The organism is Veillonella faecalis, from assembly GCF_024677885.1.
Taxonomy (GTDB): domain Bacteria; phylum Bacillota; class Negativicutes; order Veillonellales; family Veillonellaceae; genus Veillonella; species Veillonella nakazawae.
Map to the genome: position 1 here is coordinate 516008 of NZ_JALBWL010000001.1, position 24536 is coordinate 540543.

A 24536-nucleotide genomic window follows, 5' to 3' on the forward strand; every position below is an offset into this window, starting at 1 on the left:
CTGTAGATATTAATTAAAATAATGCTTTCTCTTTATATTTAGGATTCATTGCTTGTTGTTTCAATTTTGCAATACGTTCCTCTGTACGAGGATGTGTACTAAAAAGATTGCTCAAGCTTTCACCAATACCAACCATAGGGTTGATGATAAACATATGGGCTGTTGCATTACTTGCATTTGGCAATGCACCATGTTTTGAATAGTAATCAATTTTTGCAAGGGCAGATGCCAAAGCTAAAGGATTGCGACACATCTCTCCGCCCCCCTCATCAGCTAAGAACTCACGAGCTCGAGAGATACTCATTTGAATGAGTCCTGCTGCGATAGGTGCAATAACTATGGCGCCTATTAACTCTAACGGGTTAGAGCCTTCACGGTCATCTGAACGACCAAAAATCGCTGAGAATTGAAGCACATAAGCAATCATAGAAATTGCGCCTGCCATCATAGCAGCAATAGTACTGATCAATGTATCACGATTCTTAACATGGGTTAATTCATGTCCTAGAACACCTTCTAGCTCGTCATCTGTTAATAGTCGTTGAATACCTTCTGTAACAGCAACTGCTGCATGACTCGGATTTCTGCCTGTTGCAAATGCATTAGGTACATCACTTGGAATGATATACACTTTTGGCATTGGTAACTTACCATTCTTAGCCAAACGTTCTACCATGCCATATAATTTTGGGTTAGATTGTGCCGTAACTTGTTGTGCATCATATTGTGCTAAAACGATTTTGTCGCTATACCAATAGGACATAAAATTCATGCCCATGGATATAACGAACATAATCATCATACCACTTCTACCGCCAATCATATCACCTAAGACCACTAAAATGGCCGTCAAAGTCGCTAATAAAAGCGTTGTTTTTATATTGTTCATAGTTTCCTCCAATTATAGTTATGGACTATGCCTAACACTATAATTATACCACAAACTAAATAATTGATGCTCCTTTACTATCGGCTTCTAAGCAATATGTTCTATTTTCAATTCCATTAGATGTAAATACAGCACCCATAGCATCTGCCACAGCTTGTACGTGGGCTTTATCTACATAGGCAATTAGAGTGGAACCAGATCCACTAATAGTTGCACCATATGCACCAGCAGCTTTAGCTGCTTCAAAGGCTGCCTCACAATGTGGTATTAATGTTTTACGATATGGTACATGCAAATTATCATCTAATGCAACAGATAAATTGCTTAATTGATGTGTAATCAAACTAGTTACAAATAAAGATGCATGGCTCACATTTTGCACAGCCTCTTTAAATGGTACATGATTAGGTAACACAGAACGAGCGTATTCTGTAGAAACCATAACCTCAGGTACGACTACGGCAAAATGCAATTCAGATGGAACAGAGATAACCGTATTTAATACCTTTGTTTTTAAGCCTGTAGCACAGCATAAATTACCGAAAATAGCAGGTGCCACATTATCTGGATGACCTTCCATACGGTTTGCAATGACTAACAATTCCTCTTTTGAAAGTGGGTGTTTAACTAACGCGTTAGCCAATAATAAGCCGCCTACAATTGCTGTACTACTACTACCGAGCCCACGAGATGGAGGAATTAAAGTTTCAGACGTAATATGTCCATATTGAATTGGTTCTTGCACAGTAGCAAAAACTTGATCCATCGCAAAGCCAATAAGATTTTTTTTAGGATCTTCAGCACGTAAAATGTCTGCGCCAAAACCTTCAAAAGTATAGGTGTATTCTGTAGCTTTTACATCAGGTATAAAGCTAAAAATGTTGTATAGATTGAGTGCCAAACCTAAGCAATCAAAACCAGGTCCACAGTTAGCACTAGTGGCTGGTACTTGTACGCGAACAGTGTTCATAGTTTAAGCTTCCATAATACGAATTACACTATTAACAGACTTAACGGAACGCAAGCTGTTAAAGGAATCGATAAGATTTAAAATATAAGATCTAGGACATTTAGATGTTACAATCGCTAATACAGCAGTTTCTGGATCCATATTTCTTTGAACGATGGATAAAACAGAAATCTTTTGTTCTGCTAATTTGGCAGAAATTTTAGCTAATACACCTGTTTTATTATCTACTTCCAAACGTAAGTAATAGCTAGATTGAATCTTACCAGGGGAGTAAATATTCTTTTGGTCATAATAGAATGGTTTCAATCGACCTGTTTCGTTGTATGAAACATTTTTAGCTACTTCCATAATATCGGATACTACAGAGCTACCTGTAGGTAAGCTACCAGCACCACGACCGTATAGCATTACATCATCAATACCATTACCTTTTACATAAATCGCATTATAAGAACCGCGAACAGATGCTAAAGGATGTGTGGTAGGAATAAATGCTGGGTATACATTTAGAGATAAACCTTGACTAGTTTCTTTTGCAATACCTAATAGCTTGATATTATAACCAAATTCTTTACCGAATTTAATATCTTCCGTATCAATGCAAGTGATACCTTCTACGGATACATCTTCAAAGAAAATGCGACGATTGAAACTAATAGATGCAAGGATAGCAAGTTTACGTGCCGCATCTAGACCTTCAACGTCTGCTGTAGGATCGGCCTCAGCATAACCAAGATCTTGCGCTTCCTTTAGTACGTCTTGATAGCTTAAACCTTCTTCAGACATTTTAGTTAAAATAAAGTTTGTAGTACCATTCATAATACCGATGAGCTCTGTAATACGGTTGCCAGCTAAGGACTCATATAATGTACGGATAATTGGAATCCCACCTAATACAGATGCTTCAAAGCGTAAATCTACGCCGTTTTTGCTAGCTAAGTCTAATAGATATGGGCCGGATTCTGCTAACAAATCTTTATTTGCAGTTACTACATTTTTTTTAGCCTTTAAAGCACCTTCTACACAATCTTTAGCAAAGGTTGTACCACCCATTAATTCCACAACCATTTGAATGGAATCATCTTTTAGTACTTCCTCAATATCTGTTACATATTGAGCTGTTTCAGGCAATGTAATATGGCTATATTTATCAGGATTACGTACAAAGATTTTAGAAATTTCAACATTAACACCTGTACGATTTCTAATTAACTCAGCATTATCTTGCAATAAATTAAATGTACCTTGTGCAACAGTACCAAAACCTAATAACGCAATTTTTATAGTGGTCATAATTGTCCTACTCTCTTAATTAGCCTATGCTTGGCCTAAAATTTCTACTTTAATAATGCCCTTCATAGAGCGAATATCTAATAATAAATCTTCTAATGAACCTTGTAAGTCTTTAGTTTCAAAGGAAATGCTGCTATTAGCTATACCTTGTAGAGGAATGTCTTGATTGATAGTCAGTATACTACCATTGCGTTCTGCAATTGCTTTTAACACACTAGATAACATACCTGATTCATTAGACATTGAAACATAAATGCTTACAATTTTACCTTGAGCAATTTCAAAAAATGGGAATACATAGTCTTTATACTTATAGTATGCAGAACGACTCAAATCCATCTTTTCCACTGCTTCGTTAATAGTTTTAACCTCACCTAGTTTCAAAATTTCTTTTACCTTAATCGTCTTTTTTATCGCTTCTGGTAAAATATCTTCTTGCACCAGATAAAACTTATCTTTTTTTGGTTTAGTCATAGAACACACACTCCCTTATTGTTCTGTTGAAGTTTCTTGGGCTACAAATTGACGCCCATATAATGTTAATACCGCATACATGCCGACAAAAAATGGCAAATACTCTGCCATAACGCGCCATGCTACAGCAACAATACCAACCGTTCCATTAGGGACAAAGGTACTAAACAATACTACAAATAGTCCTTCTGCAATCCCTGTTCCCCCTGGTGTTGGTGCAAAATATAAAATAAGATTCAATAGAATCATTCGATCTAATATATCAATGATCGGAATATCTGGTGTAAAAGCATACATTAATGCTGGCGCAATACAGTATAAGCATAATAGACTCAACCCAGATTCAATAAATACAATAAACGATTGAATTGGTTGTTTATATAGTAATCCTAAACCTTGATTCAATGTTTCTAATTTAGAAAGCCAATCTTTCGTTTTATGTGCTTTAAACCGTTGTGCTAAGTTATATACGAATTGACGCATATATTTAGTTTGTAAGATATAAGTACCTACCAGCATTGCAATAACAGATACTACTGCAAAAATCAATAGCATATCTCTTGAAATATATGGAATTTCAATAGCATCTCTTAAGAATACGAAGGGTAACATAATAACAAGGAACATAATAGAAAATACGGTACGTATTAACACAATAGGAGTCCCTTTAGATATTGGCACACCATAACTCCGTAATACTAATACTTGAGCAACAGCACCCCCACTAGCACCTGGGGTTAACATAGCCATGAAATAATTACTAAAGATTACACGAAGTACAGCCTTTATAGATAGCTTATATCCTCCGATTTTTACGAGTCTTTGTAAACGTAAACCGTCAAAATACATGCCTACTATTAAGGCCACTAAAGCCAATAATAAAGAAATACTATTAAATGATGAAATTGTTTTTAATGCATCTAGATCAATAGTGTAGTAAATGATACCAATTGACACAGCCAATAGTAAGAGAAACATAAAAATGCCTTTCTTCATCATTTTACTCATATCAAATCTCCATAATTAATTAGCTCAATATTATGTTGTCTAATATATAAATGCGTATGGTTGGAACATACAGCTTGTAATTCATCTTCCCAATGATAGCCCCATTTATATTGATTTCCAAGAAGCGTATTATTTAAACCTGGATGAATCATCAATTCATGAGTACCCGATTTTTTAGATACGGATTTTAATATACCCATTAACGTTTTTTGATTAATGTGTCCCCCATTTACCATACCCCAAAAATATTGTGTGGAATACATGCCATTATCACGTATTGTAGGACGTGCTTTTGCAGCCACAGTGGATAACCCCACCTTACCTAACAATCGCACCGGAGAGTACATATAATTGACAAATAAAGAAGATTCATCTGGAATGCGTATAGCATTAATACCATACTGTTTAGCTTGCTCTATTACGATTGGTAGTACCGTCGGTAATACATGCATATGTTGATGACCATCAATATGCGTTACATGTAAACCAGATTCCATAATACGTTCCATTTGAGCGTGAATTTCTTTGCGCAATTCACTATAATTAATCTTTCCAGTATAAATTCGCTTCATAAAATCGATATATGTTTCTGGAAATACGCCTTCAGAGGTTAGCAGCGATGGTACTTCAGCAGGATTACATACCGGTTTAAGTCCACCTACTAAGGCGATATGAACACCAATGCCCAACTTAGGGTTATTTTTTGCCATACTTATGGCTTCTGAAAAAGCTTCGCCTCCCGCTAATAGAGAGGTGCTCGTAATGATACCTGTACGATGACCATCAATGACGGCAGCATTAACTGCACTATGAAGACCAAAGTCATCTGCATTTACTATTAATTTGGACATAGTTTACTTCCTTTTCATAAAAAAAAGGGAGAACTTTGTTCTCCCACAAAGGATATATGTTATTGTACCAAATACAGAGCTAAAAAATCAATACAAAAGCCCTCTACTTGTATACTAGTAGAGGACTTTCGATATACTTATAAATTTTTATCATAAATACATAATTCAACCCTAATATATTTTAATTAGCACATCAATTGTTCTTGTGCTTTATACATACATAGAGCTGCTGCCACACTCACATTTAAGGATTCTATATCTCCATACATAGGAATCATAATACGGTGTTTACATAGATTCATAACCTCTGGTGTTACACCATTCCCTTCATTGCCTAAAATCAACATACATCGTTTATCATAGGCCACCATATGGTATGGTTTTGAATTATCTAGGGCAGTTACATAGGTAGACATATTAGATTCTGCAATAAGATCATTAAGCATAGATAATGTAACATCTTCATAAACTGGTATTTTATGTAATGCACTCATTGTACTACGTACAGTCTTATCATTATATGGATCAACAGTACCTTTCATTAAAAATATCCCCTTCACACCTGCCGCTACAGCGGTACGTAAAATCGTACCTAGATTACCCGGGTCTTGTACGCCATCTAATGTAATATATACACCATCTTCAATAGAAATTGATTCCATACTATGTTTAGGTTTAGATACTATTGCAACGATACCTTGTCCATTTACGGTGTTATCAATTTTATCAAATACTGGATCTTGAGCAATATAAGTAGGTATCGATTGCATCGACTCTAAGGATAATAATGCCTCTATATTTTTATCTTTACATTTAGATTCGCGTATAACAATTGCTTTTATTACTCCCATAGTTGAAATATCACGAATGGAACGAATCCCTTCTACAATGTATTCACCATATTTACTACGATTTTTGCGTTGCCCTAGAGAAACTATATGCTTTATAGTTTTATTATCTTTAGATTGGATAAATTCCATGCTAACTCCCACTTTTTTGACGAATCCATAGATTATAAAAGGCGCCCTTTAACTCAATCAATTCGTTGAAAGAACCTTTTTCTTTTATTTTACCATATTCAATATAAACAATTTCATTGGCGTCTTGTACGGTGGATAGCCGATGAGCAATACTTACGATTGTTTTACTGCCACGGATATTTTCGATACTTGCTTGTATTTGTTTTTCCGTATGACTATCAATATTAGCAGTTGCTTCATCTAATAATAAAATAGGTATATTTCTTATTAATGTACGACCAAAGGCTAGTAATTGCTTTTGTCCATCTGATAATAAAGAACCTAAGTACCCAACAGGTGTATTATAGCCTTCAGGTAATTGTTCAATCATAGAATCTAAATTTACTTGTTTTGCAGCTTTTACCATTTCATCATGAGATATAGAGTTATCAAAAAGTGTAAGATTATCTTTAATAGAACCTTTAAATAAGTAAGCTTGTTGGAATACATAGCCCATTAAATGACGAAGTACAGAACTATCATATTTTGAAATATCAATACCATTAATGTAGATGGAACCCTTTGTAGGTTTATAGATACCCATTAGTAAGGACAATAATGTGGACTTACCACTACCGGATGGTCCTACAATACCAGTAAAATCACCAGCTTTAATATGTAAGGTGAAATCTTGTAATGCATAGACATCGTTATTCTCATAGGAAAACCAAACATGATCAAATTCAATTGATTCTACTGGAATCAGTTCCTTTGGAACTTCATCTACCATATTTCGCTCTTTTTCCTCTAATAATGGAACTAACCGTTCTGCACCAGCTAATGAACTTTGCAGGGAATTATATTTGTCTGCAATGTCCTTTAATGGTTGAAAGAATCGATCCATATATTGAATGAAAGCAAATACAGTACCTGCATCGGCTACAGAATCTACCAAATTAGTAGTAGTAAATATGACGATTAAAGCTACAAAAAACAAGCCATCAACGAGAGGTCTGAAAATAGAAAATGTTGTTACTTCAAAAAGACCGGCTTCTAAAAAACCTTTATTAACCGTATTGTAACGCTCCTCAATTTCTTTTTCACCGCTATAAGATTTGACAATGACTATGTAGTTTAATAGCTCTTTAATACTCGCATTAGAGGCAGCTACAGAACGGCGAACTTGACGGAATGCTTTACGAGAAAACTTTTGGAATACCCATATGATTACGCCCATGATTGGTAATAAAATCGTCATGATAATTGCTAACGGTACATTAATAGCATACATGAATCCTAAAATACCGATAATCATTAAGCCGCTACTCGCTAAATTCAATAGTACGTCTGTATATAAGGTACGAAGTGATTCTACATCATTAGTAATACGAGTTACCCAATTACCAATGGGTAATTTATAAAACTCATCATGGGACTTATGAAGTATCTTTTGAAATACAATGGCACGTATATTATAAATAATTTTTTGTCCAAAGCTTTTCAAAAAATAATTTTCTACAAATATACATAACACACTACCAATAATAGTAAGACCATATATTACAGCATAATATTCGATAACATTAATATCATTAGTAGCAAAGCCGAGATCAATAACTTGCTTAGTTATATAAGGTCTTAAAAGTAAAAGTACTAAATTGCCAGCTAGCGCAATGGTAGCTAATAATAAAATCCCCAAATAAGGCTTAATATACGCAGTTATATAGGAGAACAAAGCCCAATCATTTTTAAAATTACGCTTTTTCATTACTAGCCCCTCCTTTCTGCGCTTCATATAAGGTGTGATATAAGCCTTTTTTAGCTAATAATTCTTCATGAGTACCTTCTTCTACAATACGGCCCTCATCAAATACAAGGATTTTATCTGCTTTTTCTATAACCTCTAAACGCTGTGAAATGCACAATATAGTTTGTGCATTTACCGTATGTAATGTCTCTAAAATAGTATTTACTGTTACTGCATCTAAAGCTGAGAAACAATCATCTAATAATAAATATGGTGCATTTTTATAAAAACCTCTAGCCATATTAATACGTTGCTTTTGACCACCAGATAAATCATGTCCTTCTTCTGCAAGAGTATGTAAGTCATTATCTAATAGATTACCTAAATCTCTATATAGGTCGGCTTTTTTTGCAGCCACCTCTACGGATTCATGCATAGGTAATTCTTTACCAAATTTAATATTATCTTCAATAGTAGTACTCAATAAATAAGATTGAGTTGGCACATAAGCAATTGAGTTTCTAAGCTTAGATAATGGTATATCTGATATATCTTGATTTCCAAAATATATAGACTTAGGCGGACACTCTTGCAAACCAATGAGTAATTTAAAGAGAGTACTTTTACCAGATCCAGGTTTACCAACAATGCCTATAAAAGAGCCTTTACGAATAGTTGTAGATACTTGAGACAATGCATGACCTTTAGAATTTTCATAATTAAAATCTAAATATCGTATATTAATATCCTCAAGTGGTAATACTTCAGTTGAGTCATCAATTGACTCTATTGGTAGTCGTAAGAAATCGGTAATACGATCTAAAGATGCCAAGCCTTTTTGTACAATCGAAATAAGTCCACCAAAGCCAATTAAAGGTCCTACGATTAGCATAATGAATGAATTGATAGTTACAAATTCACCTATGGACATTTGACCATCTACAGCTAGGTGACCACATATGAAAATACTGATACTAATACAAATAAACGGTGCAATTCTCGTTAACGGTGTTAGTACAGAGTCTAGTAAGGCAACCTCCATATTCTTCTTATAATTTAGTTTATTTATTTTTTCAAAAGAGTCAGAAATAATACGTTCTCGATTAAAGGCTCTAATTATATCTATACCTTGGAATAATTCTTGCCCAAATTCTGTCATATCACTATAAGTAGCTTGAGCACTACGCTGTTTAGCACGTAATTTTCTGCCCAACACAAATATTGCAACAATAATGAAGAATACAGGTGTCATGATTTTAAAAGCTAATAGACCATCTATTTTTTGTATTAAAATAATAGATCCTACAATGGAATAAAATATAATATCCACCACGATCATTACACCTAAACCTAACGCTACACGAAGAGATGTAACATCATTTGTCATCAACGCCATAACTTTACCAGGTCCATTTGCCTCATAATATGTTGTTTTTATTTGTAATGCTTTTCTACACAAGATTTCACGAAAAAGGTACTCCATACGACGGATGGAACCAAGTAAGGTGCGTCGCGAAATAACTTTTAGAATCGTTATAATAATAAATAATAAAATAAAGTAAATAATATAATTGACTAATCCCTCTTTATTGTGACTTAGTGTATCAATGGCATTACCAATGAATTGTGGAACAAATAAAAATGCTATATCAATAGCAATTAGCATAGTTAATCCGATGGCATACACCCAGCCTTCTCGGCGGAAAAACTGCATAAATAGCTCTATAGGTTTCATAGTACCTCTCTGTTAAATTTCTATATTACAGGATTATCATTATTTAAATATACTCCTTATAGTATACACAATTTTTTCATATATCTTAATACACCTATACGTATATAATGTAGTTATAAGATATTTTCTTGATTGTGAAGCCAATGATATACTATTTATTCCCTAAAAAATACTATATCGAATTTTTTAGTTTACTTATGGTAATGTAAGTGTTATACTATGCATAGATACAAAACGTATCCTTACATAAATTAGAATTAAAACTCTTAGGAGGAATACAACATGGAAAAACGTACTGGCGTAGTAACATTTGCAGGTGGCCCTATCACATTGGTTGGTCCAGAAGTTAAAGTAGGTCAACAAGCTCCTGACTTCACAGTTTTAAGCAACGACTTACAACCTAAAACATTAAAAGATTTCGAAGGTAAAGTAAAAGTTATCTCCGTTGTTCCTTCCCTTGATACAGGCGTTTGTGACGCTCAAACTCGTTGGTTCAACCAAGATGCTACAGCACTTTCTGATGATGTTGTAGTATTGACAATCTCTATGGACTTACCTTTCGCTCAAAAACGTTGGTGTGGCGCTGCTGGCGTAGATAAAGTTATTACTTTGTCTGACCACAAAGACGCTTCCTTCGGTGAAAACTATGGCTTCTTGATTGAAGAACTTCGTCTTTTAACTCGTGGCGTAGTAGTAATCAACAAAGAAAATAAAGTAACTTATGTTGAATACGTTCCTGAAGTAACTCAAGCAGTTAACTTCGATGCTGCATTAGAAGCAATTAAAGCTGATATCTAATCCTTTGATATTCTCTTGATTATACTGTGGTGTAATCGTAAAAAGACCGTACGGTGTACGGTCTTTTTTATGTGGTATAGTATTTAGATATTTATTGTAGGTGAATTATATATGTGGATACGTATTTCTAAATTATTATTAACTATAAAAAATATAGCTCTTGTTGGTGTAGGTATTGCACTTTGTATTGCCCTCATTAATACCTTAATTAGCCTAGGATTTATTACGTGGGCAAATATCCAAGGTTATAGCACTTACTATTTATTAATTGAAGAATTAATTACCTTCTTCTTATACTTTGAGTTTATTGCACTCATCGTAAAATACTTTAAAAATAACTTCCACTTCCCGCTTAATTTCTTTTTATATATTGGCATAACTGCAATTGTTAGACTGCTAATCATCGATCATGAATCGTCATATGATAATTTAATCTGGTCTGTTGCAATTTTTGTACTTGTATGTAGCTTAGTACTAGTAGAAAAGTTTATAGGACATAACGAGTAATAGCTTTAACGACTAAATTATAAAAAGTTAATATGAATAAAAGGGCTCCTACAAATGTAGGAGCCCTTTTTGAGTAATAGAATCAACCGATATTAGAAGATGTTTTTTGCATAGTTAGCATATTTAGCTTCTAATTCTTCCATTTTATCGTTCATTTCAATTTGCAATTGAGATGCTAAGTCATATTCACCAGAGTTAAGTGCATCGATTAAACGAGTGAATAAAGATTTGCGATCATCGCTATCTTTAGCAAGATAGAAACGTAAGTCGTTAACTTCTGCAAAACGTTTATCATCTACACTATTACGGCTATCAGTATGAATAGCTACCATCTTACGAACTGTATCAAGATTATCAGGAATTAAGCGGTGAGCCAATACAAGCTTCCAACGTTTCAAGATAGATGCGATAAAGGAATCCATCAAATCTTTTGCGAATGCATTGCCTTGAGCTAATGTTTCAACTAATTCAGGATTGTTATGGTAACCTTTAATGTTTTCCCATACAGTGGCTGGTGCAACACCAAACATTTGATTACGTTCTTCTTGAGTGAAATCATCGAATACGTCTTTTTCTGTACGATATGCACGATTTGTAGCAAGATAATCAGCAGATTCACCCACTTCTTTGGAAAGCTCTGCTTCTAATTGTGCTTGTGTTTTACCAGATGTAATAGCATATTTCATACCATCAAATGCAGAGATGAAGATCAATGCTAATGCAGTATATGTATTTGTGTAAGGGTTTGGAGAACGCAATTCATAACGTGTAGCCATAGGATTATCGATATCACGAATCAAACCACAAAGGATTGTACGGTTACGGCTTGGTTCGGAAGGATCAGTACCTAAAGATGTAACGATACATACTGGAGCTTCGAAACCAGGTTTTAAACGATTTAAGGAGTCTGTTGTAGAACTGATAAATGGATTGATTGCTTCATAGTGTTTCAATAACCCCATGATAGCACCAATACCCAAGGAGCTAGCAGATTCTTTACGCATATCTTCTGGGCTAAACAAGTTTACAAGTTTACCAGATTTTAATTTAGCCATAACACCAAAGTGTGTATGTTCACCAGAACCAGCTACGCCAATAATAGGTTTTGCATTGAATGTTACATCAAGACCATTTTCACGGAACACTTCACGAACAATAATACGAGCTTGTAATTCATTATCTGCTGTTTGTAATGGGTTATTAGAGAATTTCCAGTCGATTTCTAATTGTTCTAGTACAACTGCTTCATGACCATCTTCATCAAGTTTAGCTTTAACGCCACCTACTTCTTTATGACCCATTTCTGCAACCATACCGTATTGGTCTAAGCGTTCAACTGCTTGTTCTAATGCAGTACGAACTGTACCATGTGTACGTTGCCAGTATTGTTCTTGTAATTTTTGAGATACAGATAATTCTTTTTTGGTAACTGTTCTAGATGGAGTTTTTACCCAGAATTCCAATTCTGTAGCAGATGTAAAGATAATGTCTACAACGTCATCAGCTTTCACATGAGGCATACCAGGTAGACCATGTTCTTTGATCAAGGATAATAGTTCTGCACGAACATAATCACAGCTGTTTTTTAAGATAGAACGAGAGTCAACATAACGGTAGTTATGCATCAAGAATGCAGGAATACGAAGTGTACCAGTTGGTAAACCTGTTGCTTCATCGATATTTTCATAGTTATAATCAACGAACCAGTTTACACTTGGATCGCCCCACATATCTACACGTGCATTATTCAATGTGGCGATATTTGTAAGTACTACAGAAGAACCATCTGTTTGAACGGCACGACCTTCGAAGAATGCTTCATAATCATCAAAGAATGCTGCCATAGGGATTTTTTCATCTGTATCATTACCAGCTAAATCAATACCAACAAGAGATACAAATTTAATTTCTGGATGTTGTTCTAATAGTGCAAGAACACCTTCTTTACCATATTGACCTGCTGGAATGTAATACAATAAATCTTTAGTACTTGTCATAATGGTTCCTCCTAAAAATAAAAAGACTCCAACAAATAGATATATATTCCATATATCTAAAGTGGAGTCTTCGTTGACCAATTATTTTGTTGAAATCATAATATCATATAGTGAAAATACATGTCAATAATTTTCTATAGAATTTCATGATTCTCTTAACTATGGGGTTAAGAGTTCAATTTTGATGTATCGAAAATACTAACTATATGAAATGTTTACTTCTATATTTATAATTGATTATCCAAGTAATTCTTTAACGATATTATTAACTACTTTACCATCTGCACGGCCTTTAGTTTTTGGCATTACATGTTTCATAACATTACCCATGTTTACAGCATCGCCACATGCTGCAATCGCTTCTTTTACAACAGTACGGATTTCATCTTCACTCATTTGAGCTGGTAAATATTTTTGAAGTACAGCCATTTCTTCTTTTACATGAGAGACCAAATCTTCACGGCCAGCTTTTTCAAACTCGGTTAACGAGTCTTGACGAGTTTTCATTTCTTTTGCCAAAATACCAAGAATACCATTATCATCAAGTTCTACTTTATCATTGATTTCTGTATTTTTAATAGCACTATTAACCATGCGAATTACAGAAAGAGCGGTTTTACCTTCTTCACGCGCTTTCATAGCCGCTTTCATATCTTCTTTTAATTGATCTTTTAAGCTCATAGTTCCTCCTATTTTATATATAAAGAAACCCTAATTCTGGATTTCATGAAGCCATGAAAAGGCAGAATTAGGGTAATCATCTTATGCTCTGAATTTGCGTTTTCTTGCTGCTTCAGATTTTTTCTTTCTTTTTACGCTTGGTTTTTCGTAGTGTTCGCGTTTTCTTACTTCAGACAAAACACCCGCTTTTTGGCAGGAGCGTTTGAATCGACGAAGAGCACTTTCAAGCGTTTCGTTTTTACCGACTTTGATTTCAGACATCTATATCCCTCCCTCCAAAAATAATCTCGGGAAGTGCTGATAATTTACATACGCACATATAATATTATATGTATAGGTATAGATGTTGTCAATATTTTCCGGTATATTTTATAGGAATTTTAATAAGTATTATAAAAAGAATACATTATACTCCATTTTAAGCTTCAGGCCAGCCCATTTCTTCGCCACCTAAAAGATGTGCATGCATATGGAATACAGTTTGACCTGCTTTTGCGCCAGTATTAAAGATCAAACGATAACCATCTTTAGAAATACCTAGTTCTTTTGCTACATCACGTACGAATGGCAATAAACCTTCCACATAGTCTTCATTTTTTTCAGTAAGATGAGCAATGTTAGCTACATGATTTTTTGGCACAATAAGAACATGTACTTTTTTCACTGGTTCAATATCATGGAATGCATAAAATTTATCGTTTTCTAATACTTTTTTAGATGGAATTTCACCATTGATAATTTTACAGAAAATGCAGTCACTCATACGATAACTCCTTATTCAATAATTAAATAATTATCTTCTAAACCTACAACAGTACCTCCGATTAGATCACCAATCTTATGTAATCCATCAGACTTTACTTTACCATTTACATACTCATTTGTTAAGCCCATATAATATCCATTCTCTTCTTTTTCGATGAGAATCTCACCAGGCTTACCAATGCGAGATTTTGCGTATGCTTCATAGCCAGATTGGCTAAGACCATTTAAAAGCGCTACACGAGTTTTCTTTACAGCTTCAGGTACTTGATCCGGCATAGTAGCTGCAGGTGTGCCCTCACGAATAGAGTATGGGAATGCATGAATATGGGTAAACCCAATTTCCCGTACTGTATTTAATGTTTCTTCAAAGTCTTCATCTGTTTCTTGCGGGAAACCTGCAATTATATCAGTCGTAATAGATAAATCTTTAATACGAGAACGCAAACTTGCAATCAAGTCTTTATATTCTTGCAATGTATAATGGCGTTTCATCAACTTTAATACATGATCAGAACCAGCTTGTAGTGGTAAATGTAAATGTGGACAAACACGTTTATTAGTAGCCATTAATTCTACTAACTCATCAGAAACCTCTACAGACTCAATAGACCCGAAACGAATACGATATAAATTAGGAATCTCTAATAAAGCTTTTACTACATCGGCTAATGTAGGGCGACCTGGCAATTCTACACCATAATTCCCCAAATGTATACCTGTTAATACAATTTCATGGAATCCATGGTCTACTAAACGTTTTGCTTCTTGTACAATATCATCTACTTTACGAGATTTTAATTTTCCTCGAGTATACGGAATGATACAAAAGGCACAGTAGTTATTACAACCTTCTTGAATTTTCATGAAAGCACGAGCTTTATCAGATTCATTACCATATAATGGCATTTCTTCAAAGTTAGACTCGTTCATAATATCTCTAACAGCATTGATTTGACGTTCTGTAGATTCTAATTGCTCTACTAGCTCAACGATTTTAGATCTATTATTGGTACCAATAACAAGGTTAACACCGTCAATAGCAGCAATCGCATCTGGATCAAGCTGAGCATAACAACCAGTAACGATTACATAAGCATCTTCATTTTGACGCTTTGCTTTCCGAATCAATTGACGGGATTTCTTTTCCCCCATATTGGTTACAGAACATGTATTAATTACATATATATCAGCTTTTTCATCGAAGTCTACTGCTTCGTAATTATTTTGTAAAAATAAACCTTTCATAGCATCTGTGTCATACTGATTGACACGACAGCCCAAGGTTGTAAAAGCAACGGTTTTCATTGCACCTCTCTATTCTTATTTAATTTATAGTTCTAATTCATATTGAATCATCGCTAATGATCCAATGGCAGCAGTTTCAGCTCGTAAAATAGTATTGCCCAGCGATACTGATTTGCCACCACTCTCTATAATAGCATTGATTTCCTTCTCTTGATAGCCCCCTTCAGGACCAACACAGATTAGAATATCAGTTATAGTTTGATTAGTGTGTACTGATTGTAGTGCATTTTTAATAGTATGACCATCTTCATTTTCATAGGCTACTAGTTTTAATGCGTCAGCTTCGATTGTTAATACTTGTGAAAGCGTTTCACCTACTACAAGTGTGGGCAGTTGATTGCGTCCACACTGTTGGGCTGCTTCTAGCATAATTTTTTCCCAACGACTGACTTTTGATTGTAGTTTCTTATCATCATATTTAGCTACACAGTTTGCCGTAGATACAAGATAAATGGTATCTACATTTAACTCCGTCGCCTTTTGTAATACCCATTCTAACTTTTCACCTTTCAATAAGGATTGAACTAGAATAGTTCGATACGACGATACATCAGACGCTACATATTCAATAAGTTTAGCCTGTGCTATACCATCCACTTCATCGGTAATCTGATAGATACCACAACGATTATCACCGCCCGTTACAGTAATGGGTTTCTCCATATTATAACGAAATACATGTAACACATGATGTGTCACATCTTTCGGTAATTCTATTCTTTCATCTAATGGTGTAGGAATAAAAATCTTTTTCATCGCTTTTCTAGCGCAAATGTATGCCAAGGCCCTGCAATGCGCTCCTCAATAATATGCCAATCAGCCTCAATATATGGCATAATCTCATCATGCCGATCATCTATAATGCCACTTATAATTAAAATCCCCTTATCCTCTAGTTTTTTACCAATTTGAGGTAATAGTATTTTAAGTGGATCCACTGTTAAGTTAGCTAAAATTAATTGGGCAGTACCATTGAAATCACTATCCAAATTACCACAAATAATCTCTGCAGATACATGATTATTCTCACAGTTAACGCGAGCTTGATTGGCAGCATATTCCTCAATATCAATCCCAACCAAATGCTTGATCCCTAAATGTGCTGCTACCAATAAGAGAATACCCGTTCCTGTACCAATATCTAAACAAGTAACTTGATTAAGATCCATGGATTCACAATAAGATTTCAATAGTTCGGCACATGTACGTGTTGTCTCATGAGAGCCAGTACCAAAGGAAATATCGGAATCGATTTCTATAATTGTTTTATTGTGGACGTTATCATATTCTTGCCAAGCAGGTTTAATAATTAAATTAGGTAGAATTTCTGTAGGTTCAATATATTGCTGCCAAGAATTAAGCCATGTAGATTCATCTAATATATTTGTATCAACGGATGTGACACTAATATTTGCTTCTGTAAGACGTTTTTCTAAGTCTGACTTAATTGTATTAGAGTCCAATGATGGATCTGCATACATAGTTAATTTAATTAAATTTGGTTGATTTTCTACATCTTCTTCTATAATTCCATTGTCTGCATAATCGTCAAAAAGAGTAGTCACCTCATCGGTGGCTACTCTTTCACAGACAATGGATACTTCTATCCACTGCATATATGCTCCTTTATAGGGAATGTGACGGAACAAACCATTCCTTCACATGAGCTGTTCATTTAGTCAAAACGTCCTTAATTTTTTCAAAAAGACTTTTGCTCACTTGTAAGTTATTTACATCTTCGTTACTTTCGTTTGCAAAGCGTAATAACAACTCACGTTGAGTATCTGTCAACTTCTTAGGCGTTTGAACAGTTACCACAATATGTTGGTCCCCTCGTTGCTTAGGGTTACGCAAATATGGAATACCTTTGCCCTTTACGCGGAATGCCGTTCCCGTTTGAGTACCTTCTGGGATCTTTAACTCTACTTTACCATCTAAGGTGTTAACTTGTATAGTAGCACCTAATGCAGCTTGAGCAAAACTAATATTTACACGGCTAATAACGTCATTACCATTTCGTTCAAATTCCTTATGAGGACGAACAAAGATATATACGTAAAGGTCACCCTTAGGACCGCCCAAAATACCTGGTTCCCCTTCATTAGCTACACGTAAGCGAGAACCGCTGTCTACGCCAGCTGGAATCTTGATAGAAATCTTGCGCTTAGCAAGCATTTCACCAGTACCACGGCATTTAGAACAAGGTTTTTCAATGCTTTTACCAGTACCATGACAGCGAGAACAAGTGCGAACGGACTGCATACGTCCAAATGGAGTATTTTGAATAACCGCTTCTTGACCAGAACCATGACAGTTTGGACAAGTATCGACACGAGACCCTGGTTCACCACCAGTACCATGACAGTGATCACATTCTTCATGACGATGCACTTCTATTTCCATAGATTTACCAAAGGCTGCATCTTCAAAGGAAATATCAATATCTTCGCGCAAATCATTACCTTTTTGAGGTCCTTGTTGCTGGCGACCACCGCCAAACATGCCACCAAAAATATCGCCAAAGATATCACCAAAGCCTCCAGCTTGACCACCGAAACCGCCAAAGCCACCTTGGAAACCACCGGCGCCAGCGCCGCCTCCTTGTTTGAAGGCGTCGTGGCCGAATTGGTCATATTGAGCTTTTTTAGTTTCATCAGACAATACTTCGTAAGCTTCGTTCGCTTCTTTAAACTTTGCTTCTGCTTCCTTTGGATTATCTTTATTTACATCTGGATGGTATTGGCGTGCCTTTTTACGGAAGGCCTTTTTGATTTCATCTTGAGAGGCATTTTTACTGACCCCTAAGATGTCATAATAATCACGTGCCATTAGTTACCAACCCTTCTTATTTCTTATCGTCATCCACTACTGTGTAATCAGCATCAACTACATTGTCATCAGATTTTGTTTGTTGTTGACCTTGCTCTGCACCACCAGCTGCTTGTTGAGCTTGTTGTGCTGCTGCATACATTTGCTCAGCTAATTTATGTAATGGTTGTTCCAAAGCTTCACTATCTTTTTTGATGTCTTCAATGTTGCCAGCTTCGATAGATTTTTTCAATTTATCTTTTGCTTCTTCAACTTCTTTCAACAAAGCTGTGTCGCCTTTACCATCAAGTTCTTTCAATGCTTTTTCAGCTTGGTATACCAAGGAATCTGCATTGTTTTTAACATCTAATTCTTCTTTTCTAGCTTTATCTTCTGCTGCATGTGCTTCAGCTTCTTTAACCATGCGATCGATTTCGTCTTCTTTTAAACCGCTAGAAGAAGTGATTGTAATTTTTTGTTCTTTTTGAGTACCCAAGTCTTTTGCTTTTACATGTACGATACCATTAGCATCGATGTCGAATGTTACTTCGATTTGAGGAACCCCACGAGGAGCTGCTGGAATACCATCCAAGTTAAAGCGACCCAATGTTTTATTATCTGCTGCGAACTCACGTTCACCTTGTAATACATGGATATCTACAGATGGTTGATTATCTGCTGCAGTGGAGAAGACTTGAGATTTAGATGTAGGAATTGTAGTGTTACGATCGATAATACGTGTGAATACACCACCCATTGTTTCAATACCAAGAGACAATGGAGTTACATCAAGCAACAATACGTCTTTTACTTCACCTACTAATACACCACCTTGAATAGCAGCACCAATAGCTACACATTCATCAGGGTTAACGTTTTTAGTTGGTTCTTTACCCAATACTTTTTTAATAGCTTCTTGTACAGCTGGAATACGGCTAGAACCACCAACTAACAATACTTTATCGATATCGGATGCAGATAAACCAGCATCGTTCATAGCTTTACGAGTAGGTTCGATAGTAGCTTGTACCAAATCAGCAGTCAATTCTTCGAATTTAGCACGAGTCAATGTTACATCCAAGTGTTTAGGACCTGTAGCATCAGCTGTGATGAATGGCAAGTTGATATTTGTACTTGCTACGCCAGACAATTCAATTTTAGCTTTTTCAGCAGCTTCTTTTAAACGTTGATCAGCTAATTTATCATTGGATAAATCGATACCTGTTTCTTTTTTGAACTCTTCGATAAGGTAGTTCATAATGCGTTGGTCGAAGTCATCACCACCAAGATGGTTGTTACCAGATGTTGCTAATACTTCAAATACGCCATCACCAAGTTCAAGAATGGATACGTCGAATGTACCACCGCCAAGGTCAAATACAAGAACTTTACCGTCTTCATCTTTATCTACACCATATGCAAGAGCAGCTGCTGTTGGTTCGTTGATGATACGAAGTACTTCAAGACCTGCAATGGCACCAGCGTCTTTTGTAGCTTGACGTTGAGCATCTGTAAAGTAAGCAGGAACTGTAATAACGGCTTGTTTAACAGGCTCGCCCAAGTAAGCTTCTGCATCAGCTTTGATTTTTTGAAGAATCATTGCAGAAATTTCTTGAGGAGTATAAGATTTACCTTCTACAGTTACTTTGTAGTCTGTACCCATGTGACGTTTAATAGAAATAATTGTGTTTTCTGGGTTAGATACAGCTTGACGTTTAGCCAATTGACCTACTAAACGTTCGCCATTTTTTGCAAAACCAACAACGGAAGGAGTAGTACGAGCGCCTTCTTGGTTAGTAATAACCGTAGGTTCGCCGCCTTCCATAACCGCAACACAAGAGTTTGTAGTACCTAAATCAATACCAATTACCTTTGCCATAATATATGCCTCCTAAAACCTTTATAATCTATTCAACAACTTTTACCATTGCTGGACGAATACAACGACCATCAACAGTATAGCCAGTTTGCAATACTTCACATACCGTATCAGATTCATATTCATCTGACGGCACTCGCATAATTGCTTGATGGAAATTTGGATCAAATGGTTTACCTACCGCATCGATAACGGCTAAACCGTGTTTAGATAACATAGCCATCAAGTTTTGATGGATCATGATAAATCCATCAAGGAATACCTTTGCATCACCTTCTACTGGACTTTGAACAGCTCGTTCAAAGTTATCTAATACAGGAAGTAAATCTGTAAGTACATCCCCTTTAACATATCCTGCAAGTTGCTCTTTTTCTTGATTAGTACGACGTTTGAAGTTGTCGAAGTCCGCTTGTAAACGCTTATAGCGATTATCAAAGTCTGCTTTGAGCTCCTCTAATACTTGAGCTGCGTCCGCCACAACTTCTTCGGCTTCCTCAACAGCTGGCGTCTCTACATTTGTAGTTTCCACTGTTTCGTCAACTGTTTCTTGTTTAATGTCTTGTTCTTCAGCCATTATATGCCCTTTCTATTTTTGTTCTTTTACCATAGATTCCATTATATGTTTCATATGAGACAACATGCCAATGATACGACCATATTCCATTCGTGTCGGTCCTAGAATAGCAAGAGTACCGATAGGTTGATCTTGATTTGTAAAATCAGCTTGTACTACACTCATTGATTGAAGTGCTTCGGTATCATTTTCATTGCCAATCTTTACCTTTACAGGTGTAGGTGAATCATCTTTTAATAGTTGCCCCAATTGATTTTGTTCTTCCACTAATGAAAGTAAGGGTTGTACCTTTTCAACAGACTTAAACTCTGGTTGATTTAACAACTCTGTGGTACCTACAGAATAGAACAACTTACGTTTATTAATTGCTCGTAATAATGTTTCTGAAAGGATCATCAAAATCCCTTGTGGACCTTCCATATGAATCAATAGTGTTCCTAACGCTTCAGCCGTTACATGACCAATACCTATATTCTGTAAAGCATTGCTAAATTGCATAGCTAAACTTTGTAATACATCAGGTGAAACCCCTTCAGTAAAGTACATTAATTCATTATCAAGAGCACCAGTCTCAGTAATAACAACCATGACAGCTTGATGTGAATCTAGCGGTAATACATGAATGTATTTGATTAATGCTCTATCATGGGCTGGAGCTAAGAACAGACTCATACTATGGCTCACTTGTGATAATAATTTAGCCATATTTAAGAAGAGCTCACTGGTAGATCCATTAGAATGTTTCCATAACATTTCAATTTTCTCAGCATCCTGTAATGGAACAGGTTGTTGACTCAACATAGAATCAACATATAAGCGATAGCCTTTAGCTGAAGGAATACGTCCCGCCGATGTATGAGGTTGCTCCAAATAGCCTAACTCCTCTAAATCGGACATTTCATTTCTTACTGTTGCAGGACTAATACCAAGATTATAATTCTTTGCAATCGTCCTGGAACCTACAGGTTCAGCAGATTTAACGTAGTCTTCAATTATGGCTCGCAAGATGCGCTGTTTTCTTTCATCCATAATGACACCTCTTGTTAGCACTCATAAACTTTGAGTGCTAATCGCATGTATAATATTATCACATAGGAAAAAATTGTCAAGCAAAAAAATCCTTAAAAAGTCAAATAATATCTATTTAGTCAAAAAGACAATTGAATATTTTAAATTAATTAGTCAAAAAATCAAAGTGTAATAATAAGAAAACACTTATACTATCTACATTTATGTCATATTCTAAAATCTAAATAGTAGAATATGATGGTCTAATAAAATTTTTATTATTAAAACCATAAAATAGTATAAGTGTTTATATATGTCATAATTTAATTGTTACTAAAAATTGGAGAAAAACTAATAACTCTCTAGATAAATGTACAGATTAAGAACTATAAAACCATTAGCACTTAAAACATAGCAACTTATAGTTCTACACCTTCTAAGGGATTACCTAGGCGTTCTAATAATTTTCCCATACGCTCACGGGGCTCGCCATGTTCTGCATACCAATCTACTAAGATATCTACAGCTTTTTTGGATTGCTCAACAGTAAGCTTTCTAGCCAATATTTTACCAGCCTCTGGTCGCATTCCTGTATTGCCACCAACAGCCAGCATAAAACCTTGGGATGTACCAATAAAAGCAATATCTTTTACCATTGCATCCGGGCAGTTACGACCACAGCCACTAATTCCAATTTTGCACTTGTGAGATGTTTTTCGGCCGTAATGTTTTCTCTCTACATAATCAGCCAATTCTTTAGTTTCCATTTGGCCATTTTTACAATAGCCTTTACCTACGCAAGCAATTAAGGAATTAACACCTCTATGAATAACAGTGGTTACACCTTCTGGTAATTCAGAGATAAGTTGTTCCTTATCGTCTTTTTCAATACCTGTAATTTGTATACCTGTTACAACATGGCGGAAAGATCCACCATATTTTTCAGCTAATTCTATGCATGCCTTCATTTGATCTAAAGTAAATTCGTTATGTAAACCATGTAAAATAACAGATGTCTTCATCGTTCCTCCTCAAATCTAGCATGCTTATTCATCATCATCCTATTTATACTAACATATTAGATTTTGAGAAACTGTGAGAAATTACTCTCGAATAAATTGACTAAATACATAGTTACCATGCTTAGCCCCTTCAGAACTTAAATGATAACTACCATTTTGATACTCTAATAAGCCTTTAGTAACTAATTCTTCTAATATATTACCAAATAAATTATGAACAGATACGCCAAATCTATCCTCAAATTTTTGCTCATCAAGGCCCCACTTAGTACGAAGCGCTAAGAAGCAAAAGTCCTCTTGCGCTCGTTCTACAGTAATCGTCTCCGTATCGATAGTGGGCATAATATATCGATCAACGGACTGTATATAAGGCATTACATTTCGATTGTTACTACGGCGTATACCATCATAGAAGGAATGAGCTCCAGCACCAAAGCCTAAATAGTCTATATAGTGCCAATATTTTAAATTATGACGACTATAGGAATTACCCTTCGCGAAATTTGAAATCTCGTATCGCTCAAACTCTAGTTCTTTTAAACCAGCCATCATCGTATCATACATTGACTCATCTATACTTTCACTAGGAATAGAGATCAAGTTCTTTTGTACTAAATGATATAAATAAGTGCCTACCTCAACTTGTAAACCATACGTAGAAATATGATTAATTGGTAAATCTTTTACAATATTTAAATTATGCTGAATATCCTCTAAGGTTTGTCGTGGCAAGCCATAGATTAAATCAATATTAATATCTGTAAATCCAGCCTCTTTAGCATCATATACGGCTTGTATGGCCTTTTCTCCATCATGACTACGATACAACATAGTAAGCGCCTTATCATCAAAGGTTTGAACGCCAAAACTAATACGATTAAAGCCTAGTTTAACTAACTTAGTTAGATACTGTAGATCTACTTCACCAGGATTAGACTCTATAGTCATATGACAATCGTCAGTAATAGTAAAAGTACTTTTGATTTTATCTACAATCATCTGTAACTGTTGAATTGATAATTCAGTAGGTGTTCCACCACCAAAATAAATAGTATCAATAGGTTTAGATTTAGACTCGGGGTGTTCCGAAATCCACAAATCCATTTCTTGTACTAATGCATAGACATAAGTTTCGTAATAATCTTGTAAATTTTGATAGGCTGGAAAATCACAATACATACATTTCTGTTTACAAAAAGGGATATGGACATACAAGCCCATATCCCCAAGTGTAGACAGATTCAAAGTATTAGAATCTGTTTTCAT

Annotated in this window: 24 protein-coding genes; 2 read left to right on the top strand and 22 right to left on the bottom strand. The window is 35.3% G+C overall.

From position 1 onward, the window contains the following. Window positions 1–13: 13 nt before the first annotated feature. The 9 genes from htpX to MOQ65_RS02445 all read right to left on the bottom strand — a co-directional run bounded on the left by htpX (window position 14) and on the right by MOQ65_RS02445 (window position 9926). The gene (gene htpX / locus MOQ65_RS02405) at window positions 14–889 is read right to left on the bottom strand and encodes a zinc metalloprotease HtpX (protein ID WP_105089179.1); all 876 of its coding nucleotides are present in this window, start codon (window positions 887–889) and stop codon (window positions 14–16) included. Window positions 890–944: 55 nt separating this feature from the next. Further along, complete coding sequence (gene thrB / locus MOQ65_RS02410) at window positions 945–1859, bottom strand: homoserine kinase (protein WP_257846539.1); 915 nt, start codon at window positions 1857–1859, stop codon at window positions 945–947. Between the two features lie 3 nt (window positions 1860–1862). Next, the gene (locus MOQ65_RS02415; RefSeq protein WP_227720922.1) at window positions 1863–3152 is read right to left on the bottom strand and encodes a homoserine dehydrogenase; all 1290 of its coding nucleotides are present in this window, start codon (window positions 3150–3152) and stop codon (window positions 1863–1865) included. Between the two features lie 24 nt (window positions 3153–3176). After that, the gene (locus MOQ65_RS02420) at window positions 3177–3626 is read right to left on the bottom strand and encodes an ACT domain-containing protein (protein WP_005386672.1); all 450 of its coding nucleotides are present in this window, start codon (window positions 3624–3626) and stop codon (window positions 3177–3179) included. 15 nt (window positions 3627–3641) lie between these two features. Continuing rightward, window positions 3642–4634, bottom strand: coding sequence for a lysylphosphatidylglycerol synthase transmembrane domain-containing protein (locus MOQ65_RS02425; RefSeq protein WP_257846540.1), 993 nt, complete (start codon window positions 4632–4634; stop codon window positions 3642–3644). Next, window positions 4631–5485 carry a ChbG/HpnK family deacetylase gene (locus tag MOQ65_RS02430; RefSeq protein ID WP_156719112.1) on the bottom strand — a complete coding sequence of 285 codons (855 nt, stop codon included), beginning with the start codon at window positions 5483–5485 and terminating at the stop codon, window positions 4631–4633. Before MOQ65_RS02430 ends, MOQ65_RS02425 begins: the two co-directional genes overlap by 4 nt. 185 nt (window positions 5486–5670) lie before the next feature. Further along, complete coding sequence (locus MOQ65_RS02435) at window positions 5671–6465, bottom strand: TrmH family RNA methyltransferase (RefSeq protein WP_105085595.1); 795 nt, start codon at window positions 6463–6465, stop codon at window positions 5671–5673. A 1-nt stretch (window position 6466) separates the two neighbouring features. Further along, window positions 6467–8212, bottom strand: a complete 1746-nt coding sequence (locus MOQ65_RS02440) for an ABC transporter ATP-binding protein (RefSeq protein ID WP_213467824.1) — start codon at window positions 8210–8212, stop codon at window positions 6467–6469. Further along, window positions 8199–9926 carry an ABC transporter ATP-binding protein gene (locus tag MOQ65_RS02445; RefSeq protein WP_257846541.1) on the bottom strand — a complete coding sequence of 576 codons (1728 nt, stop codon included), beginning with the start codon at window positions 9924–9926 and terminating at the stop codon, window positions 8199–8201. Before MOQ65_RS02445 ends, MOQ65_RS02440 begins: the two co-directional genes overlap by 14 nt. 282 nt (window positions 9927–10208) lie before the next feature. Between MOQ65_RS02445 and tpx the strand changes: the two genes are divergently transcribed. Further along, on the top strand, window positions 10209–10724 hold the full coding sequence (gene tpx / locus MOQ65_RS02450; protein WP_024064190.1) for a thiol peroxidase: 516 nt from the start codon (window positions 10209–10211) through the stop codon (window positions 10722–10724). A gap of 111 nt (window positions 10725–10835) precedes the next feature. Continuing rightward, window positions 10836–11231: a phosphate-starvation-inducible protein PsiE gene (locus MOQ65_RS02455; RefSeq protein ID WP_024066740.1), complete on the top strand. Its 396-nt coding sequence runs from the start codon at window positions 10836–10838 to the stop codon at window positions 11229–11231. 92 nt (window positions 11232–11323) lie between these two features. Here the strand turns inward: MOQ65_RS02455 and MOQ65_RS02460 are convergent, their stop codons facing one another. The 13 genes from MOQ65_RS02460 to hemW all read right to left on the bottom strand — a co-directional run bounded on the left by MOQ65_RS02460 (window position 11324) and on the right by hemW (window position 24536). Continuing rightward, window positions 11324–13228 carry a type I glutamate--ammonia ligase gene (locus MOQ65_RS02460; protein ID WP_060924618.1) on the bottom strand — a complete coding sequence of 635 codons (1905 nt, stop codon included), beginning with the start codon at window positions 13226–13228 and terminating at the stop codon, window positions 11324–11326. Window positions 13229–13465: 237 nt separating this feature from the next. Next, window positions 13466–13909, bottom strand: coding sequence for a GatB/YqeY domain-containing protein (locus MOQ65_RS02465; protein ID WP_257846542.1), 444 nt, complete (start codon window positions 13907–13909; stop codon window positions 13466–13468). Between the two features lie 81 nt (window positions 13910–13990). Further along, complete coding sequence (gene rpsU, locus MOQ65_RS02470; RefSeq protein WP_004695751.1) at window positions 13991–14170, bottom strand: 30S ribosomal protein S21; 180 nt, start codon at window positions 14168–14170, stop codon at window positions 13991–13993. A gap of 157 nt (window positions 14171–14327) precedes the next feature. Next, the gene (locus tag MOQ65_RS02475; RefSeq protein WP_024063776.1) at window positions 14328–14672 is read right to left on the bottom strand and encodes a histidine triad nucleotide-binding protein; all 345 of its coding nucleotides are present in this window, start codon (window positions 14670–14672) and stop codon (window positions 14328–14330) included. Between the two features lie 11 nt (window positions 14673–14683). Continuing rightward, complete coding sequence (mtaB, locus tag MOQ65_RS02480; RefSeq protein ID WP_105085591.1) at window positions 14684–15979, bottom strand: tRNA (N(6)-L-threonylcarbamoyladenosine(37)-C(2))-methylthiotransferase MtaB; 1296 nt, start codon at window positions 15977–15979, stop codon at window positions 14684–14686. 24 nt (window positions 15980–16003) lie between these two features. Continuing rightward, on the bottom strand, window positions 16004–16735 hold the full coding sequence (locus MOQ65_RS02485) for an RsmE family RNA methyltransferase (protein ID WP_213467821.1): 732 nt from the start codon (window positions 16733–16735) through the stop codon (window positions 16004–16006). Continuing rightward, window positions 16732–17595: a 50S ribosomal protein L11 methyltransferase gene (locus MOQ65_RS02490; protein WP_105085589.1), complete on the bottom strand. Its 864-nt coding sequence runs from the start codon at window positions 17593–17595 to the stop codon at window positions 16732–16734. The genes MOQ65_RS02485 and MOQ65_RS02490 overlap by 4 nt, the downstream gene beginning before the upstream one ends. A gap of 55 nt (window positions 17596–17650) precedes the next feature. Continuing rightward, window positions 17651–18808 carry a molecular chaperone DnaJ gene (dnaJ, locus tag MOQ65_RS02495; protein WP_105085588.1) on the bottom strand — a complete coding sequence of 386 codons (1158 nt, stop codon included), beginning with the start codon at window positions 18806–18808 and terminating at the stop codon, window positions 17651–17653. Between the two features lie 16 nt (window positions 18809–18824). After that, window positions 18825–20666, bottom strand: coding sequence for a molecular chaperone DnaK (gene dnaK, locus MOQ65_RS02500; RefSeq protein ID WP_105085587.1), 1842 nt, complete (start codon window positions 20664–20666; stop codon window positions 18825–18827). A 28-nt stretch (window positions 20667–20694) separates the two neighbouring features. After that, window positions 20695–21240, bottom strand: coding sequence for a nucleotide exchange factor GrpE (gene grpE / locus MOQ65_RS02505; protein ID WP_105089164.1), 546 nt, complete (start codon window positions 21238–21240; stop codon window positions 20695–20697). 12 nt (window positions 21241–21252) lie between these two features. Further along, window positions 21253–22269 carry a heat-inducible transcriptional repressor HrcA gene (hrcA, locus tag MOQ65_RS02510; protein WP_105089163.1) on the bottom strand — a complete coding sequence of 339 codons (1017 nt, stop codon included), beginning with the start codon at window positions 22267–22269 and terminating at the stop codon, window positions 21253–21255. Window positions 22270–22667: 398 nt separating this feature from the next. Next, window positions 22668–23270: a nitrite/sulfite reductase domain-containing protein gene (locus MOQ65_RS02515; RefSeq protein WP_105094347.1), complete on the bottom strand. Its 603-nt coding sequence runs from the start codon at window positions 23268–23270 to the stop codon at window positions 22668–22670. Window positions 23271–23351: 81 nt separating this feature from the next. Next, window positions 23352–24536 (bottom strand): radical SAM family heme chaperone HemW, encoded by a 1185-nt coding sequence (gene hemW / locus MOQ65_RS02520; protein ID WP_257846543.1) that lies wholly within the window; start codon window positions 24534–24536, stop codon window positions 23352–23354.